Genomic DNA, 18,466 nt, shown 5'->3' on the forward strand with positions numbered 1-18,466 from the left:
CGCGGCATCGCTGAAGGTGGGAACGCAAGCCGGGCGATTCTCGCCCCGCTTTGCTAAAATCGTGATTTTAAACGAGTTGGCCCAATCCATTCATGAGCATCATCGACAACAGGAAAGCGCACTTCGATTATCACATCGAGGAACGCTACGAGGCGGGGCTCGTGCTGGAGGGCTGGGAAGTCAAGGCGCTACGCGCCGGGCGTGGCCAGATCAGGGAGGGCTACGTCGTGGTGAAGAGCGGCGAGATCTTCCTGATCGGCACCCACATCAGCCCGCTGCCCGAAGCCTCGACCCACATCACGCCCGACCCGGTTCGCACGCGCAAGCTGCTGCTGCACCGCGACGAGATCAAGAAACTGATCGGCAAGGTCGAGCAGCGCGGCTACACGCTCGTGCCGCTGAACTTCCACTACAAAGGCGGTCGCGTGAAGTGCGACATCGCGCTCGCGAAGGGCAAAAAGCTGCACGACAAGCGCGAAACCGAGAAGAAACGCGACTGGGAACGCGAAAAGGCACGCATCATGCGCGCCGGCACCTGACACACGCAACGCGCATCGCAAACGACACGGCCCGCTCGAAGCGGGCCGTGTTGCTTTGGGTTCCTGAATCGTGCGGGCCAGTCACCCGAAGGCTGCCAGCGGCATTCGGCACGCAACGCCGGTGGTTTCGGCTGGCGATTCGTGCCGAAGGCACCCTATCGCCCCCAGCCGAACGCCCGGCTGCGCGACGATTCGCCGCACGCTGATCGCCGCATGCTGCTGCCCCCCGCGCACCGGGCCCACCGGCTCAGCCCTTCCCGCCCGCGGCCGGCGACGCGCTCTTGACGATCGTCAGCGCCGACGCGACCGCCGAACCGAGATCCGACAGGTTCGACGGCACGATCAGCGTATTGCCCTGCTTCGCGAGATTCGCGAACGCGCCGACATACTGCTCGGCGACCTTCAGGTTCACCGCGTCCATCCCGCCCTGCGACTGCATCGCGTTCGCGATCTTCTGGATCGCCTGCGCGTTCGCCTCGGCCACGGCAAGAATCGCGGCGGCCTCGCCTTGCGCCTGGTTGATCGCGGCCTGCCGTTCGCCCTCGGATTTCTGGATCGCCGCCTCGCGCGCGCCCGACGCGAGGTTGATCTGCTCCTGCTTGCGGCCTTCGGAGGCGGCGATCAATGCGCGCTTTTCGCGCTCGGCGGTGATCTGCGCCTGCATCGCGTGCAGGATTTCCTTCGGCGGCGTCAGGTCCTTGATCTCGTAACGCAGTACCTTCACGCCCCAGTTCGCGGCTGCGTCGTCGAGCGCCGACACGATGCTGTGGTTGATGAAGTCGCGCTCCTCGAAGGTTTTGTCGAGCTCCAGCTTGCCGATCACCGAGCGCAGCATCGTCTGCGACAGCTGCGTGATCGCGAACACGAAGTTGCTCGACCCGTACGACGCCTTCATCGGGTCCATCACCTGGAAATACAGCACGCCGTCGACCTGCAACTGCGTGTTGTCGCGCGTGATACAGATCTGGCTCGGCACGTCGAGCGGAATTTCCTTCAGCACGTGCCGGTATGCGATGCGATCGACGAACGGCAGCACGATATTGAGACCGGGCGACAGCGTCGCGTGATAGCGCCCGAAACGCTCGAGCACCCACGCATGTTGCTGCGGCACGATCTTCACCGTCTTCGACACGATCACGATCGCGATGACGAGCAGGACAACCCAGATGATCAGCGAATCCATGAAGCGTTCCCTCCTTGTTTTATCAGCGGACAATCAGCCCGCGGGTTTCGCCACGACCACGAGACAGTTGCCTCGTACGGCGCTCACCTGATACACGCGCGCATCGTCGCGCTCGCCGTTCGCCAGCTCGACGTCCCAGTCGGCACCGCGATACTGCACGCGCGCGCGGCCGTCACGCCACGCATCGACCATGACGGTCGAGCCGATATCGAGATTGACGTCGGGATTCGTCGACGTGTCGCGCTTCTGCTTGCGGCCAAGCCCCGAACGGCGCAGCACGATCATTGCGATGATCGCGACCGCGGCCGCCGCGCCGAACTGCACATGCGGCGCGAAACCGGCCAGTTGCAGCAACCCGCCCGCGAGAAAGCCGAGCGCGATCATCAGCAGGTAGAACGTGCCCGTCAGCAGCTCGGCCACGACCAGCACGCCCACCGCGACCCACCAGAACAGATGCCCCGACATCATTGTGGTCTCCAGAAAAACCTTCCCGACGCGCACTTGCGTTGCATGGGCCCGGAATTCGCGTCGAAGCGCGACTCCGGGTCGGCACGTCCGCTGCCCCCGAGGGGATGGTCGGCACGTTCGGAGCGGCCCGGTGCGTACCGACAAACAAAAACACCCCGGTGCCTACCGGGGTGTTTATAGCATGAACCTTGCATTTTGCCTTCATCGAAAGAGCAGCGGTGCCGCCCTTTCGCCGAAGATGCATTACCGGCCGTTACTTCCGGTTGGCCAGCGCCTGCCACGTTTCGATGATCGTGTCGGGGTTCAGCGAGATCGACACGATGCCTTCGTCGGTCAGCCATTGCGCGAAGTCCGGGTGATCGGACGGACCCTGGCCGCAGATGCCGACATACTTGCCCATCCGGCGGCAGGTATCGATCGCACGCTTCAGCAGGAACTTGACGGCCGGATCGCGCTCGTCGAAGTCGACTGCCAGCAGTTCCATGCCCGAGTCGCGGTCGAGGCCGAGCGTGAGCTGCGTGAGGTCGTTCGAGCCGATCGAGAAACCGTCGAAGTGTTCCAGGAACTCTTCGGCGAGGATCGCGTTGGTCGGGACTTCACACATCATCACGAGGCGCAGGCCGTTTTCGCCGCGCTTCAGGCCGAACTTCTCGAGCAGGCCGACCACACGCTCCGCCTGCTTCACGGTACGCACGAACGGCACCATGATCTCGACGTTGGTCAGGCCCATCTCGTCACGCACGCGCTTCAGTGCACGGCATTCCATCTCGAACGCCGGCGCGAAGTCTTCGGCGATGTAGCGCGATGCGCCGCGGAAGCCCAGCATCGGGTTTTCCTCGTCCGGCTCGTAGCGCGAACCGCCGATCAACTTCTTGTACTCGTTCGACTTGAAGTCGGACAGACGCACGATCACGGGCTTCGGATAGAACGCCGCGGCGATCGTCGCGACACCTTCCGTCAGCTTGTCGACGTAGAACTGACGCGGCGACGCGTGGCCGCGCGCGACGCTCTCGACCGCCTTCTTCAGGTCCTGGTCGATGTTCGGGTACTCGAGGATCGCCTTCGGGTGAACGCCGATGTTGTTGTTGATGATGAACTCGAGACGCGCGAGGCCCACACCGCCGTTCGGCAGTTGCGAGAAGTCAAACGCGAGCTGCGGGTTGCCGACGTTCATCATGATCTTGACCGGGATTTCCGGCAGTTCGCCGCGCTGCACTTCCGTGACTTCCGTCTCGAGCAGGCCGTCGTAGATCTTGCCTTCGTCGCCTTCCGCGCACGACACGGTGACGAGCGCGCCATCCTTCAGGATGTCGGTTGCATCGCCGCAGCCGACGACCGCCGGCACGCCGAGCTCACGCGCGATGATCGCCGCGTGGCAGGTCCGGCCGCCGCGGTTCGTGACGATCGCGGCCGCGCGCTTCATCACCGGCTCCCAGTTCGGGTCGGTCATGTCGGCAACCAGCACGTCGCCCGGCTGCACGCGTTCCATTTCCGACGGATCCTGGATCACGCGCACGGGGCCCGCGCCGATCTTCTGGCCGATCGCACGGCCCGTCGCCAGCACCTGCGACTGGCCCTTCAGCTTGAAGCGCTGCTCGGCCTTGCCGGTCGCCTGGCTCTTCACCGTTTCCGGGCGTGCCTGCAGGATGAAGATCTTGCCGTCGCGGCCGTCCCTGCCCCACTCGATGTCCATCGGACGCTGGTAGTGCTTCTCGATGATGACCGCGTACTTCGCCAGCTCGATCACGTCTTCGTCGGTGATCGAGTAGCGATTACGCTGTTCGTGCGGCACGTCGACCGTCTTCACGCGGCCCGGCTCGCCCGGCTGCGTGAATTCCATCTTGATCAGCTTCGAGCCGATCGAGCGGCGGATGATCGGGTACTTGTCCTGCGCGAGCGTCGTCTTGAACACATAGAACTCGTCCGGGTTCACCGCGCCTTGCACGACGGTTTCGCCCAGGCCATAGCTCGACGTGATGAACACGGCGTCCTTGAAGCCCGATTCGGTGTCGATCGTGAACATCACGCCGGCCGCGCCGACGTCCGAGCGGACCATGCGCTGCACGCCGGCCGACAAGGCGACCTCGGCGTGCGTGAAGCCCTTGTGCACGCGGTACGAGATCGCGCGATCGTTGTACAGCGACGCGAACACGTGCTTCATGCGGTCGAGCACGTCTTCGATGCCGACGACGTTCAGGTACGACTCCTGCTGGCCGGCAAACGATGCGTCCGGCAGGTCTTCGGCGGTCGCGGACGAGCGCACGGCAAACGACAACTCGCTCGGCGAGCCGTTCTTCAGGACTTCGAACTGCGCGCGGATTTCCTGCTCGAGGCGTGCCTGCATCGGTGCGTCGACGATCCACTTGCGGATTTCGGCACCGGCTTCGGCGAGCGCCTTTACGTCGTCGATGTCGAGGGACTCGAGACGCTTGGCAATCCGATCGGTCAGGTCGTTGTGCGTGAGGAAATCGCGGAAAGCGAGCGCGGTCGTGGCGAAACCGGTAGGTACGCGAACGCCAGCCTCGGAAAGCTGGCTGATCATCTCGCCGAGCGACGCATTCTTGCCGCCCACGATCTCCACATCGGTCATCCGCAACTGCTCGAACGGAATTACATACGCCTGGTCCTTTGCGACGTTTGCTGCGTTAGTCATACAAGCCCCTAAGTGTGAAAAAAATGCTCGATTGCGCAAGTGGGCTCGGACGCGGGCGCTTGCAAAAAGGCGCGGCGCGTCTTGCGCAACCTGTTAGATAAACAATCGCAGCAGCGGAAATCTTCCGACCCGATTTGCAAAAATCCCGGCAGAAGGGCGATATTTTCAGACAAATCGCCGAACTTGCCGGGAATTTTGGAATCGAGCGGGCAAGCCGACGGCGCCGTTCGCGCCCTGCCCCCGCAATTGCTTATCCAACAGGTTGCCGCTATTCTACCGTGCCGGCTGCCGGATGTGGCGCGACCTTGTCACTGCGTCTGGAGGCGAACCTCCAGCCCCCGCGCAACCGCCCTTCACGTTCGACGCCCAGATTCATGCTGCCTACCGTATTCATCGTCTCCGACGGCACCGGGATCACTGCCGAAACCTTCGCGCACTCGATCCTCTCCCAGTTCGACCAGAAATTCCGTCTCGTGCGCGTGCCGTTCATCGACTCGCCCGACAAGGCCTACGCGACCGTCGAAAAGATCAACGACGCCGCCGTGCACGACGGCCGCCGCGCGATCGTGTTCACGACGCTCGTCGACAGCGAGTCGAACGACATCGTCAAACGCTCGAACGCGCTCGTGCTCGACATGTTCCAGCGCTTCGTCGAACCGCTCGAGCAGGAGCTGGAGCTCAAGTCGAGCCACGCGATGGGCCGCGGCCACCAGAACGCGGACACCGAGGAATACAAGACGCGGATCGAGGCGATCAACTTCTCGCTCGCGCACGACGACGGCCAGTCGAACCGCAACCTGTCGGAGGCCGACGTGATCCTCGTCGGCGTGTCGCGCAGCGGCAAGACGCCGACGAGCCTGTATCTCGCGATGCAGTACGGCGTGAAGGCCGCGAACTATCCGCTGATTCCGGAAGATTTCGAACGCGGCAAGCTGCCGTCGTCGCTCTCCACGCACCGCGAGAAGCTGTTCGGGCTGTCGATCGACCCGCAGCGCCTGTCGGAGATTCGCAACGAGCGCCGGCCGGGCAGCAAGTACGCGGCGCCCGAGAACTGCCGCTACGAGATCAACGAGGCCGAAGCGATGATGCGCCGCGAAGGGATCAAGTGGCTGTCGTCGACGCACAAGTCGATCGAGGAAATCGCGACGACGATCCTGCAGGAAATCCGCCTCGACCGGCAGTCGTACTGAGCATCTGCGCGCGGCCGCCTGGCCGCCGCCGGAAACAAAAAGGCCGCGGTCGACGCGGCCTTTTTTCGTTGTGCGGGTTACGCGTGCGGCAGTGCACGCCCGGGCATCATGCGTGCCGCTGCTGTCGCACCTGTTCGAACAGGCACACCGCCGCGGCAGCGGCAACATTCAGCGACTCCATTCCGCCCGGCTGCGGAATCGTCACGCGATGCGTCGCCGCATCGCGCCAGAACGCCGATACGCCGGCGCCCTCGTTGCCGAACACCCATGCGACCGGCCCCGACAGGTCGCAATCGTAGATCGCCTGCGCGCCGTGCGAGTCGGTCAGCGCGACCGGTACGTCGAGCCGCCCGGCGAGCGCGTCGGGCGCCACATCCTCGTGGATCGACAGCAGGAAGTGCGCGCCCATGCCCGAGCGCAGCACCTTCGACGACCACGCGTAGGCCGTACCCGGTGCGCAGAACACATGGCGCACGCCGGCCGCGGCGGCACTGCGCAGGATCGAGCCGACGTTGCCTGCATCCTGCACGCCGTCGAGCACGACCGACGTGTGCGTCACGCGCTCCGGCAGCGGGTGTGCCGGCCGGTCGACGAGCAGCAGGAACCCGACGCCGTTGACGACGCTCGACAGCTGCCCGAACAAAGCATCGGGCAGCGTGACGACACACTGCGCGTCGACGCGCGCGACGATCGCCTGTGCCTCGGCGTGGCCGAGCGCGCCTTCGGTGGCGACGCACAGCTCGGGCGTGGCGCCCGTGTCGAGGTACGCGCTGGCAAGGTGAAACCCTTCGAGCAGTGCCTGATCGCCGCGGCGCTGCTGGGACGTCGAACCCGCGAGCGCCTTCAGGCGCTTGTACAGCGGGTTGTCGCGGGAAGTGATGCTTTTCATCGAATCAGATCAAGTGCGGCGCGAACCGGTGCGAACGTGCGCCGATGCGCTTCGCACGGGCCGTGCTCGCGCAGCGCGGCAAGGTGTTTCGCGGTGCCGTAACCCGCATGCACGTTGAAGCCGTACACCGGGAAGCGTTCGTGCAGGTCGACGAGCATGCGGTCGCGCGTGACCTTCGCGAGGATCGACGCGGCCGAGATACTCGGCACGAGCGCGTCGCCGCTGACGATCGCCTCGGCGCGAACCGCCAGCGTCGGACAACGGTTACCGTCGATCTGCGCGAGCGTCGGCAGCACCGACAGGCCTTCGACGGCCCGCTTCATCGCCAGCATCGTCGCGTGCAGGATGTTCAGCGTATCGATTTCGTCGACGCTTGCCGACGCGACGCAATACGCGCGTGAACGCGCAACGATCAGGTCGTACAGCGCGTCGCGCTTCTTCGCGGACAGCGCCTTCGAATCGTCGAGTCCGTCGATCGGCTGCGCCGGATCGAGGATCACCGCGGCGGCCACCACCGGCCCCGCGAGTGGGCCGCGCCCGGCTTCGTCGACACCGCAGACGATCTCGTTGGGCCGGCTGAAGTCGAAGCCGCCCTGCACGTCGCTCGATGCGCGGCGACGCGTTGCACGTACTGCCGTCATGCGCGCCCCTTGCGTTGTTCGAGCACGCGCACGACCGCTTCGGCCGCCTTCGCGGCCGTGTTCTGCCGCAGCGAAAGATGCATTTCGGTAAACACTTCGGTCAGCGTACGGCGGTTCGCGTCGTCGCGCAGCTGCGTGAGCGTCGCATCGGCAAGCGCCTCGGGCGTCGCGAAATGCTGCAGCAGCTCGGGCACGACGAAGCGCCCCGCCAGGATGTTCGGCAAGCCGACGTAAGGCAGGTAGCCCTGCCGGCGCATGATCTGCCCGGTCAGCCAGGGCACCTTGTACGAGATCACCATCGGCTTCTTCAGCAGCGCGGCTTCCAGCGTGACGGTGCCGCTCTTCACGAGGATCGCGTCGGCGGCCGTCATCGCAACTTGCGAGCGGCCGTCGGTGATTGTCAATGCCAGCTGCGGATGCGCGTCGACGAGCGGCTGCAGCAACTCGCGCAGCGCAGGCGTCGCCGCCGGCATCACGAATCGCACGCCGGGCTCGCGTTGCTGCATCAGCGCCATCGCCGCGAAGAACGTCGGGCCGATCAGCGCGATCTCCGAGCGCCGGCTGCCCGGCAGCACCGCAATCACGGGGCCGTCGGCCGGCAGTCCCAGCGCGATGCGCGCGCCGTGCGTGTCGGGCTCGAGCGGAATCTCGTCGGCCAGCGGATGGCCGACGTAGGTCGATGCAACGCCTGCCTTGTCGAGAATCGCCGGTTCGAACGGGAACAGGCACAGCATGTGGTCGACGGACTTGGCGATCTTCTTGATCCGGCCGCCGCGCCATGCCCAGATCGACGGGCACACGAAGTGGATCGACGGGATGCCCGCGTCGCGCGCGGCCTGTTCGACGTTGAAGTTGAAGTCGGGTGCGTCGACGCCGATGAACGCGTCCGGCCGCTCGGCGAGCAGCTGGCGCTTCAGTTCGCCGCGAATCCGCAGGATCTCGGGAATCTGGCCCAGCGCCTCGACGTAGCCGCGCACGGTCAGCTTGTCCATCTGCCAGTGCGAGTCGAAGCCCTGCGCGATCATTCGCTGCCCGCCGATCCCGTAATACTGGGCCGATTCGGGCAGCCGCTCGCGCAGACCGCCGAGCAGCGACGCCGCGAGCAGGTCGCCGGACGGCTCGCCTGCCACCATCGCAAGCCGAAGCTGATTGGTCGGAAGCGGCATCGCTTAGCGGATGATGCCGCGTTGAGACGCGTCGACGAACTCGACGAGCGCCTTCACGGGCGCATCGCCCTCGCCGCCCGCCTCCGCCAGCTCGCGCAGCTGCACCTTCGCTTCCTCGAACGACAGGCCGTTCTTGTACAGCAGGCGGTACGCGCTGCGCAGCGCCGAGATCGCGTCGGCCGAGAAGCCGCGCCGGCGCAGCCCTTCGACGTTGATCCCGTGCGGCTCGGCCTTGTTGCCTGCCGCGATCACGAACGGCGGAATGTCCTGGACGAGTGCCGACGCGCCGCCCAGCATCGAGTGCGCGCCGATGCGCACGAATTGGTGAACACCCGACATCCCGCCGACGATCGCAAAGTCGCCGATCTCGACGTGGCCGGCCATCTGTGCGTTGCTCGACAGGATCACGTGGTTGCCGACCCGGCAGTCATGGCCGATGTGCACGTAGGCCATGATCCAGTTGTCGTCGCCGAGCGTCGTCACGCCGACGTCCTGCACGGTGCCCGTGTGGATCGTCGTGAATTCGCGGATCGTGTTGCGATTGCCGATCACGAGCTTCGTCGGCTCGTCCTTGTACTTCATGTCCTGCGGACGGCCGCCGACCGACGCGTAATGGCCGATGCGGTTGTCCTCGCCGAGCGTCGTATGGCCTTCGATCACGCTGTGCGAGCCGATCGTCGTGCGCGCGCCGATCGTGACATGCGGACCGACGATCGCGTACGGGCCGATCTCGACCGACTCGTCGATCTGCGCGCCCGGTTCGACAATCGCGGTGGGATGAATCCTGGTCATGCGCCGTTGCCTCTCGATGTGATGTGTCGCGTTGCGTTGCCCATGCGTGCCGCGTCGCTCAGGGCGCCGCGTCGGTCGTCTTGACCGTGCACATCAGCTCGGCTTCCGCCGCCACCTTCCCGTCCACTTCCGCCACCGCCTTGAATTTCCAGATGCCGCGGATGTAGCGTTCGAACGTCACGTTCAGAATCAGTTGATCGCCCGGTTCGACCACCCGCTTGAAGCGGGCGCCGTCGATCCCGACGAAGTAATACAGCGTGTTCTCCGGATCCTTCGGCTGCTCTTCCGCGAAGGTCAGCAGCGCCGCGGCCTGCGCGAGCGCCTCGAGGATCAGCACACCCGGCATCACCGGCCGCTTCGGGAAATGCCCCTGGAAGAACGGCTCGTTGATCGACACGTTCTTCAGCGCTTTGATCCCTTTGTGCGGCTCGAGTTCGAGCACGCGATCGACGAGCAGAATCGGGTAGCGATGCGGCAGCAGCGTGAGGATCTTGTGGATGTCGAGATTGATTTTTTCAGTGCTCATGATGGTTCGTCTCACGCAGATGCTGCGCGGTGGTGATGCAAAGGCTGAAGCGGGCCGCCGCGCGGCCCAGTCTGGCAAACCGGGCCGGTTGCGCTGGCCGTGCCCGGTTCGTGGTCTCGCATGGTGCGCTCAGGCGTCCGTGCCGCCCTGGGCGGCAAGCGCGGCTTCGAGCGCCTTGATGCGATCACGCAGCTTGTCGAGATTGCGCACGAGCGCGGCGCTCTTGTTCCATTCGCCGTGGTCGACGGCCGGGAACGCGCTGGTATAGATGCCGGCCTTCGGCAGCGACTTCGACACGCCAGAATTCGCAGTGATGATGACATAGTCGCCGAGCGTCACGTGGCCGGCGATCCCGGCCGCGCCGCCGATCATGCAGTGGCGGCCGATCGTCGTGCTGCCCGCAATGCCTGCCTTGCCGGCGATCACCGTGTAGGCGCCGATCCGGCAGTTGTGGGCGATCTGCACCTGGTTGTCGATCTTCACGCATTCCTCGATGACGGTATCCGCCATCGCGCCGCGATCGATCGTCGTGTTCGCGCCGATCTCGACGTCCGGGCCGATCGATACGCCGCCGACCTGCGGGATCTTGACCCAGCTGCCGGTGCGCGCGTCGCCGTCGCCGACGAAATCCGGCGCGAAGCCGAAGCCGTCGGAGCCGATCACGGCACCCGAATGGATGATCGCGCGTGGGCCGACCTTGCAGCCGTGGTACACCGATGCGTTCGGATAAAGATGCGAGCCCGCGCCGATTGTCGTGCCGCGGCCGACGAATACGTTCGCATCGAGCTGCACGCCGTCTTCGATCACCGCGCCGGCCTCGACCGTCACGTGCGGGCCGATCACCGCGCTCGCGGCGACCTGCGCGGCCGGATCGACCGTCGCGCTCGGATGCACGCCGGCGGCGCGCTGCGGCGCGGCCAGGTCGATGAACAACTGCGCGACGCGCGCGAAGTACGCGTACGGATTCGGCGTCACAATGAAATTGCGGGGGCCAGCCATCTGGGGGCCGGCCGTCCGGCCGTTAGCGGCCGCGCCCAGCTTTTCCAGATCCTTCGGTGCGATCAACACCGCGCCTGCGCGGGTCGACTCGACCTGCGACAGGTACTTCGGATTCGCGAGGAACGCGAGCTGCTGAGGGCCTGCCTGGTCGAGCGGTGCGAGCCCGCTCACCTTGCACTGTGCGTCGCCGGCGATATCGCCGCCGAACCGCTTTACGAGTTCCTCAAGCGTCAATGCCATTCGTCGTCTGCTCCGTTCAGTTCGTCGAGCCGGACGCGAGCGCCTTGAGCACCTTGTCGGTGATGTCGATGCGCGGGCTGACGTACACGGCTTCCTGCACGATCAGGTCGTAATTCTGCTGCTCGGCAATCTGCTTGATGACCTTGTTCGCCCTCTCCAGCACGGCTGCCAGTTCCTCGTTGCGACGCTGGTTCAGGTCTTCGCGGAACTCGCGCTGCTTGCGCTGGAAGTCGGTATCGAGCTGCGCGAGATCGCGCTGCTTCTGCGCACGATCGGCCGCCGACAGCGACGTGCCGTTCTTGTCGAGCGAATCGGACATCGACTTCAGACGCGCCGCCAGGTCCTGCAGATCCTTGTCACGCTTCGCGAACTCGGCTTCGAGCTTCGTCTGCGCCGCCTTTGCGGGCGCCGACTCGCGCAGGATCCGATCCGAATTGACCGCCGCGATGCGGGCGACGTCCTGTGCGTGCACCGTTGCCGCGCCCAAGGCCAGCGCAACGGTCAGCGCGCACATCACTCGTTTCGAAAACTTACCGGTTAGCAAAATTACCCTCTCGTTGCTGTTGTCATGCGTTCGATCAGAACGCCGTCCCGATCTGGAACTGGAATTTCTGATACTGGTCGCCTTCGTGCTTCTGCAGCGGGAAGCCGAGGCTCAGCTTAAGCGGGCCGATCGGCGAGATCCACGCCAGACCCACACCATAGCCGTAACGCAGGCCGTTGGCACCCGTACTCGTGCCGCCCGGCGCGTTGCCCCACACGTTACCGCCGTCGAGGAACGTAAACACGCGCAGTGTGCGGTCGTAGCCCGTGCCCGGCAGCGGGAACGTCAGTTCGATGTTGCCGACGAGCATCTTCGAACCGCCGATCGGGTCGTTCGTCTTCGTGTCGCGCGGGCCCAGCGAGCTCGGCTCGTAGCCACGCACGGAGCCGATACCGCCTGCGTAGTAGTTCTTGAAGATCGGGTACGGGTTGCCGATACCGTTACCGTAGCCACCCTGCAGGTTCATGCCCAGGATGAAACCGCGCGAGAACGAATAGTAGTACTGCGCCTGCAGGTCGGCCTTGTAGTACTGGATCTTGCCGACCGGCACGCCGTACTCCATGTTCGCCTGCGTGAAGTAGCCGCGACTCGGAATCAGCGCGCTGTCACGCGCGTCGCGTGACCACGCGATGGTCAGCGGCACCGTGTTCGACACGCGGCCGAACTGGTTCACGTAATCCTGGTAGCTCTGCGGCGTGTTCGAATCGACGTCGAGGCGGTTCTGCTCGAAGCCCGCGCCGAAGTAGACGGTATCGACTTCCGAGAACGGAATGCCGAACTTCAGGTTGCCGCCTGCGCTGATGATTCGGAAGCTCGAGCTCGTCGAATAGTAGAGCGGCTGGTACGTGCGGTAGTAGACGTCCGTGATCCGCTTGATGCCGTCGACCGTGAAGTACGGGTCGACCTGCGTGACGGTCAGCGTGCGATAGCTCTTTGCAGTGTTGACGTTCACCGACAGGCTCGTGCCCGAACCGAACACGTTGTCCTGCGACACGCCGGCCGACAGCACGACCTTGTCCGTCGACGAGAAGCCGGCGCCCAGCGTGATCGCGCCGGTCGGCTTTTCGTCGACCTTCACGTTCACGTCGACCTGGTCGTTCGTGCCTTCGACCGGCACCGTCGTCACGTCGACGTTGGTGAAGTAGCCGAGACGGTTCACGCGGTCCTTCGACAGCGCAAGACGGTTCGAATCGAACCACGAGCTTTCGAGCTGGCGCATTTCACGGCGCACCACTTCGTCGCGCGTACGCGTGTTGCCGACGACGTTGATGCGGCGCACGTACACGCGGCGGCTCGGATCGACGACGAGGTTCAGGTTCACCTTGTGGTTCGCCTGGTCGATGTCCGGCTGCGCGTTGACGGCCGCGAATGCGTAGCCGTATTCACCGAGCTTGTCGACGATCGACTTGGTGGTCTGCTGCAGCTTTTCGGCCGAGAAGCGGTCGCCCGGCTTGATCTTGATCAGCTTGTTGAGTTCGGCCTCGCGATCGAGCAGGTTGCCCGACAGCTTGATGCCCGACACCGTGTACGGCTCGCCTTCGTGCAGCGTCACCGTCAGGTACATGTCCTTCTTGTCGGGCGAGATCGACACCTGGGTCGACTCGATATTGAACTCGAGGTAGCCGTGATTCAGGTAGTACGAGCGCACGGCCTCGAGGTCGCCCGTCAGCTTTTCCTTCGAGTACAGGTCGTTCTTCGTGTACCAGGAGAACCAGTTCGGCGTCGACAGCTGCATCTCGTCGCGCAGCGTGCTGGTCTTGAACGCCTTGTTGCCGATGAAGTTGATCTGGCGGATCTTCGCGCTCGGACCTTCGGCCACCGCGAACAGGATCGACACGCGGTTCGCGTCGACCGGCGTGACCGTCGTCTTGACCTCGGCCGCGTAGAAGCCGCGCGTGAGGTACTGGCGCTTGAGCTCCTGCTCCGCCTTGTCGACCAGCGCCTTGTCGTAGTAGCGGCCGTCGGCGAGGCCGACTGCGCGCAGCGCCTTCGTCAGGTTGTCCTTGTCGAATTCCTTCGTGCCGGTGAAGTCGATCGACGCGATGGCCGGACGCTCCTGCACCTGCACGATGACGACGTTGCCCTGCGTGGCGATGCGAACGTCGTTGAAAAAGCCCGTCGCGTACAACGCGCGGATTGCTTCGGATGCCTTGTCGTCCGTGAAGGTATCGCCCTGCTTGATCGGCAGATATGCGAACACCGAACCCGCTTCGACGCGCTGCAGCCCCTCGATCTTGATGTCTTGCACCACGAACGGTGCCGCTGCATGCGCCGCGAGGCCGTGAGCGGCAAGCGCGGCCGCCGCAACTGTCTTAGGTACAAAGCGATGAGGTTTGAACAACATGCATCCCCAATATTTAGCTGCATCAAATCGGGCGGCTGCCGAGCGGCCGCCGCCTGACGCTTCAGAAATGGATTAACCGAGCCAGATCGTTGAACAGCGCGATCGCCGACAACGCGACGATGCAGATCAACCCGGCTCTTTGCAGAATCAGCTGCCAGCGCTCCGAGACGGCTTTCCCGGTCGCGGCTTCAACCGCATAATATAACAGATGCCCCCCGTCCAAAACGGGAATCGGCAACAAGTTCAGGACGCCAAGGCTAATGCTGACAAGGGCGAGGAACGACAGGAACGCCGACGGACCGAGCCGCGCGCTCTTGCCCGCGTAGTCCGCGATCGTCACGGGGCCGGATAGATTCTTCAGTGACGCGTTGCCCGTGATCATCCGCCCGAACATCCGCAGCGAATACACGGAGATGTCCCACGTGCGATGCACGCCGAGCTGCAGACTCTCGATCGGCCCGTAGCGCACGTCGACCGACGGCGTGTGCATCGACAGCGCCGCGCCGATGCGGCCGACCTGCTGCCCCGATTCGTCGTCGCGCTGCATCTGCGGCACGATCGATACCGTCTGCGCGGTGCCGTCGCGCTCGATCTTCAGGTCGAGTGCCTTGCCCGCATGGTGCTTCACCGAATCGATGAACCGCGACGCGCCGCCGATCGGCTTGCCGTCGAGCGTGACCAGCTTGTCGCCGGCCTTCAGGCCCGCCTGCTCCGCCGCGCTGCCGGGCTGCACCGACGCGACCGACAGCGTGCCGCCGCCGGTCTCGAAGCCCAGATGGGCCATGAAATCGTCGTCGAGCTGACTTTCGGGAACATTGCGGAGGTCGACGCGGAAATCGAACGTCGCGCTGCCGTCGCGCGCGCCGAGCACGATCTCGCGGTGATCGAACGCGGCCGCCAGCAGCTTCCAGCGCAGGTCCGACCACGACCGCACCGGCTCCGACTCGCCGCCCTGCGCATTGCGGATCGACACGATCGTCTCGCTGCCGTCGAAACCCGCGCGCGCCGCCGCCGTACCGGCGGCCGGCGGCGCGACGACCGCGGCCGGCTCGGTCACGCCGGTGGCGAATACAACGGAAAACAGCGCGATTGCCAACAGGAAGTTCGCGATGGGCCCGGCCGCGACGATCGCGATGCGCTTGTAGACCGACTGCCGGTTGAACGCCTGCCCGAGTTCCTCGGGTTTGATGCCGGGGCCCGGATCGCGCTCGTCGAGCATCTTCACGTAGCCGCCGAGCGGCAGCGCGGATAGCGTCCACTCGGTGCCCGTCCTGCGGCTGACCCAACGCGCGACGGGCTGGCCGAAGCCGATCGAGAAACGCAGCACCTTCACGCCGCACCAGCGCGCGACGCGATAATGTCCGTACTCATGCACGACGACCAGCACCCCGATCGCCACCGCAAACGCGATCAGTTCGACCAGCACGTTCATGAGCACTCCATTCAGACAGTACGTTCCACGCGGGGCGCAGGCGCTTTTGCAATGATCGCGGCGGCAAGGCGGCGTGCCTCGGCATCCGCCGCCAGGACGTCTTCGAGCCCGTCGGGTGCACGGTTCGGCAGCGCGTTGAGCACTGCGTCGACCGTCGCCGCGATCGTCATGAAGCCGATCCGGCGCTCGAGAAACGCTTCGACCGCAACTTCGTTCGCGGCGTTCAATGCCGCGCTCGCGATACCGCCTTCCTCAAGCGCCTTCAGCGCAAGCGCGAGGCACGGGAAGCGCGCGTAATCGGGCTTTTCGAACGACAGTTGGGCGATCTGCGCGAGGTCGAGCTGGTCGACGCCCGCATCGACGCGATCGGGGAACGCGAGCGCGTGCGCGATCGGCGTGCGCATGTCGGGGTTGCCGAGCTGGGCAAGCACCGAGCCGTCGCGGTACGACACGAGCGAGTGGATCACGCTCTGCGGGTGGATCAGCACGTCGATCCGGTCGCCCGGCAGCCCGAAGATCCAGTGCGCCTCGATCACCTCGAGGCCCTTGTTCATCATCGTCGCGGAATCGACCGAGATCTTGCGGCCCATCACCCAGTTCGGGTGCTTGCACGCCTCGTCCGGCGTCACGTCGACGAGCGTGGCCGGCTCGCGCGTGCGGAACGGGCCGCCCGACGCGGTCAGGATGATCTTCGAGATCCCGCCGTGCTCGGCCGCATCGCGCGGCATGCACTGGAAAATCGCGTTGTGTTCGCTGTCGACCGGCAGCAGGATCGCGCCATGGTCGCGCACGGCGTCCATGAAGATCGCGCCCGACATCACGAGCGCTTCCTTGTTCGCCAGCAGGATCCGCTTGCCCGCACGCGCGGCCGCGAGGCTCGGCGCGAGGCCGGCCGCGCCTACGATCGCCGCGACCACCGTGTCGCAGCCGTCGCTCTTCGACACGTCGACGAGCGCCTGCGGCCCGTGCAGCACGGTCGTCTTGCTGCCCGCCGCGCGCAGTTTCGCGTCGACCTGCGCGGCCGTCGCGGCATCGCCGACCACCGCCACTTCAGGCGCGAAGCGCAGACACTGCTCGACGAGCTTGTCGCCGTTGCGGTGCGCGGTCAGCGCGTAGACCGAGAATCGTTCGGGGTGGCGCGCGACCACGTCGAGCGTGCTGTCTCCGATCGAGCCCGTGGAACCGAGCAATGTCAGACGTTTTTGCATAACAGAGATAGTGGTTTAACCAAGCAGCAGCATCGCGAGCGGCAACACCGGCAGCAGCGCGTCGACACGGTCGAGCACGCCGCCATGGCCAGGCAACAGTCCGCTCGAATCCTTCACGCCCGCCTGCCGCTTCAACAGCGACTCGAACAGGTCGCCGATCACGCTGTACGCGACCAGCAGCGTCAGCGCGGCCCATGCACCGGGCATACCGTAGCGCGCGGCGAATGCAGAAAACAGGGTCGGCTCGAACGCATGCGCGACCATCGCGACGCCGGCGACGAGCATGACCGCGAGCCAGCCGCCGATCGCGCCTTCCCAGCTCTTCCCGGGACTGATCGTGATGGCCAGTTTACGCTTTCCGAAGGCTTTGCCCGCGAAGTATGCACCGATATCGGCCAGCCAGACGACCAGAAGCAACGACAGCACGAACGGCACGCCCTGCGCGCGCGCCGCGACGAGCGCATGCCAGCAGGCCGCGAACACCACGAGGCCGGCTGCCAGCAGGAACGGCCGCCACACGCCGCCCGCGAGTTCGGGCTTGCGCCGCAGCGCGAACGGACCGACCAGCAGCCAGAACACGCCGGCCGCCATGAAAAGGGGACGGGACGAAGCCACGTCGATGCCGAGCGGTGTGGTGGCCGCCAGCGCAAGCGCCGCGACGACCGCATAGACGACCGGGCCGGCGCCGCCGAGCTTCAGCAGGCGCGCCCACTCCCACGCGGCAAACACGAGCACGGCGCCGATCAGCGCCCCGAACGCGCCGAGCGGCGCAAACAGCGTCACCGGCAGCAACACCGCCAGCATCACGAGCGCCGTGATCACACGGGTTTTCAGCATGAAAGGGAATCGGCGTTCTGCGATTGCGGTTCGAGCTGCGCACTCGTGCGCCCGAAACGGCGCTCGCGCTCGGTATACGACGCAATCGCGTCGGCCAGCGCCGCGCCGTCGAAATCCGGCCAGTATTTGTCGGTGAAATAGAATTCGGCGTACGCAAGCTGCCACAGCAGGAAGTTGCTGACGCGCTGCTCGCCGCCGGTACGGATGAAGAGATCCGGCTCCGGCGCATAGGCCATCGCCAGGTGCGGCGCGAACGCGTCCTCGGTCACTTCGACCTCGCGACCCTCGCGCACGGCCTGCTCGACGAGCTTCTTCGTCGCCTGCAGGATGTCCCACCGGCCGCCGTAGTTGGCCGCGATGGTGAGCGTCAGACGGGTATTGCGCGCCGTCTTGGTTTCGGCGCGGCGAATCAGTTCGCGAATGCGCGGCTCGAAGCGATCGAGATCACCCACGACACGCAGGCGGATCCCGTTCGCATGCAGCTTGCCGACCTCGCGCTCGAGCGCGGTGATGAACAGCCGCATCAGGAACGACACTTCGTCGTTCGGCCGGCGCCAGTTTTCCGAACTGAACGCGAACAGCGTCAGGTATTCGACACCGGCGCGCGCACAGCCTTCGACCACCGCCCGCACGGCATCGACGCCGCGGGTATGCCCCGCGACGCGCGGCAAGCGGCGTTCGGTCGCCCAACGGCCGTTGCCGTCCATGATGATCGCGATGTGACGCGGCACGACGCCGACGTCAGGCACGCGAACGGTAGAGCTGGTATAGGTCATGGCCGTTGAGACAGTAATGCGGGAAGAAGGCGGCGCGCG

At 65.3% G+C, this 18,466-nt stretch carries 17 protein-coding genes; 2 read left to right on the forward strand and 15 right to left on the reverse strand.

The features are described 5' to 3' along the window. The first annotated feature begins 92 nt into the window (after positions 1 to 92). Positions 93 to 539 (forward strand): SsrA-binding protein SmpB, encoded by a 447-nt coding sequence (smpB, locus tag VL15_RS22480; protein ID WP_048248603.1) that lies wholly within the window; start codon positions 93 to 95, stop codon positions 537 to 539. 247 nt (positions 540 to 786) lie between these two features. Here smpB and VL15_RS22485 read toward each other — a convergent pair whose 3' ends face one another. The 3 genes from VL15_RS22485 to ppsA form a co-directional block, all read right to left on the reverse strand. Next, on the reverse strand, positions 787 to 1,722 hold the full coding sequence (locus tag VL15_RS22485) for an SPFH domain-containing protein (protein ID WP_048248604.1): 936 nt from the start codon (positions 1,720 to 1,722) through the stop codon (positions 787 to 789). A 33-nt stretch (positions 1,723 to 1,755) separates the two neighbouring features. Continuing rightward, on the reverse strand, positions 1,756 to 2,190 hold the full coding sequence (locus VL15_RS22490) for an NfeD family protein (RefSeq protein ID WP_048248606.1): 435 nt from the start codon (positions 2,188 to 2,190) through the stop codon (positions 1,756 to 1,758). A gap of 253 nt (positions 2,191 to 2,443) precedes the next feature. Continuing rightward, on the reverse strand, positions 2,444 to 4,843 hold the full coding sequence (gene ppsA, locus VL15_RS22495) for a phosphoenolpyruvate synthase (RefSeq protein WP_048248607.1): 2,400 nt from the start codon (positions 4,841 to 4,843) through the stop codon (positions 2,444 to 2,446). A gap of 374 nt (positions 4,844 to 5,217) precedes the next feature. On the opposite strand from ppsA, the gene VL15_RS22500 reads away from it, so the two are divergent. Continuing rightward, positions 5,218 to 6,033 carry a pyruvate, water dikinase regulatory protein gene (locus tag VL15_RS22500; protein WP_048248608.1) on the forward strand — a complete coding sequence of 272 codons (816 nt, stop codon included), beginning with the start codon at positions 5,218 to 5,220 and terminating at the stop codon, positions 6,031 to 6,033. 106 nt (positions 6,034 to 6,139) lie between these two features. Here the strand turns inward: VL15_RS22500 and VL15_RS22505 are convergent, their stop codons facing one another. The 12 genes from VL15_RS22505 to uppS form a co-directional block, all read right to left on the reverse strand. Next, positions 6,140 to 6,922 carry a TrmH family RNA methyltransferase gene (locus tag VL15_RS22505; RefSeq protein WP_048248610.1) on the reverse strand — a complete coding sequence of 261 codons (783 nt, stop codon included), beginning with the start codon at positions 6,920 to 6,922 and terminating at the stop codon, positions 6,140 to 6,142. Next, positions 6,919 to 7,563, reverse strand: coding sequence for a ribonuclease HII (gene rnhB / locus VL15_RS22510; RefSeq protein WP_048248612.1), 645 nt, complete (start codon positions 7,561 to 7,563; stop codon positions 6,919 to 6,921). Before rnhB ends, VL15_RS22505 begins: the two co-directional genes overlap by 4 nt. Beyond that, positions 7,560 to 8,729 carry a lipid-A-disaccharide synthase gene (gene lpxB, locus VL15_RS22515; protein ID WP_043888491.1) on the reverse strand — a complete coding sequence of 390 codons (1,170 nt, stop codon included), beginning with the start codon at positions 8,727 to 8,729 and terminating at the stop codon, positions 7,560 to 7,562. Before lpxB ends, rnhB begins: the two co-directional genes overlap by 4 nt. A gap of 3 nt (positions 8,730 to 8,732) precedes the next feature. Beyond that, positions 8,733 to 9,521 (reverse strand): acyl-ACP--UDP-N-acetylglucosamine O-acyltransferase, encoded by a 789-nt coding sequence (lpxA, locus tag VL15_RS22520; protein WP_048248613.1) that lies wholly within the window; start codon positions 9,519 to 9,521, stop codon positions 8,733 to 8,735. A gap of 58 nt (positions 9,522 to 9,579) precedes the next feature. Next, positions 9,580 to 10,047, reverse strand: coding sequence for a 3-hydroxyacyl-ACP dehydratase FabZ (gene fabZ / locus VL15_RS22525; protein WP_017331951.1), 468 nt, complete (start codon positions 10,045 to 10,047; stop codon positions 9,580 to 9,582). Positions 10,048 to 10,176: 129 nt separating this feature from the next. Next, positions 10,177 to 11,286 (reverse strand): UDP-3-O-(3-hydroxymyristoyl)glucosamine N-acyltransferase, encoded by a 1,110-nt coding sequence (gene lpxD, locus VL15_RS22530; protein WP_048248616.1) that lies wholly within the window; start codon positions 11,284 to 11,286, stop codon positions 10,177 to 10,179. A gap of 16 nt (positions 11,287 to 11,302) precedes the next feature. After that, positions 11,303 to 11,800, reverse strand: a complete 498-nt coding sequence (locus tag VL15_RS22535; protein ID WP_048248617.1) for an OmpH family outer membrane protein — start codon at positions 11,798 to 11,800, stop codon at positions 11,303 to 11,305. Positions 11,801 to 11,864: 64 nt separating this feature from the next. After that, positions 11,865 to 14,174: an outer membrane protein assembly factor BamA gene (gene bamA, locus VL15_RS22540; RefSeq protein ID WP_048248619.1), complete on the reverse strand. Its 2,310-nt coding sequence runs from the start codon at positions 14,172 to 14,174 to the stop codon at positions 11,865 to 11,867. A gap of 61 nt (positions 14,175 to 14,235) precedes the next feature. Beyond that, complete coding sequence (rseP, locus tag VL15_RS22545; RefSeq protein ID WP_048248621.1) at positions 14,236 to 15,606, reverse strand: RIP metalloprotease RseP; 1,371 nt, start codon at positions 15,604 to 15,606, stop codon at positions 14,236 to 14,238. Positions 15,607 to 15,617: 11 nt separating this feature from the next. Beyond that, a complete protein-coding gene (locus VL15_RS22550; protein WP_048248623.1) occupies positions 15,618 to 16,814 on the reverse strand; it encodes a 1-deoxy-D-xylulose-5-phosphate reductoisomerase in 1,197 nt (398 codons plus the stop codon). Between the two features lie 15 nt (positions 16,815 to 16,829). Next, a complete protein-coding gene (locus VL15_RS22555; protein ID WP_048248624.1) occupies positions 16,830 to 17,651 on the reverse strand; it encodes a phosphatidate cytidylyltransferase in 822 nt (273 codons plus the stop codon). Continuing rightward, positions 17,645 to 18,427, reverse strand: a complete 783-nt coding sequence (uppS, locus tag VL15_RS22560; RefSeq protein ID WP_048248626.1) for a polyprenyl diphosphate synthase — start codon at positions 18,425 to 18,427, stop codon at positions 17,645 to 17,647. Before uppS ends, VL15_RS22555 begins: the two co-directional genes overlap by 7 nt. Positions 18,428 to 18,466 lie beyond the last annotated feature (39 nt).

The sequence above is a fragment of the Burkholderia cepacia genome, from assembly GCF_001039005.1.
In the GTDB taxonomy this organism is placed as follows: domain Bacteria; phylum Pseudomonadota; class Gammaproteobacteria; order Burkholderiales; family Burkholderiaceae; genus Burkholderia; species Burkholderia theae.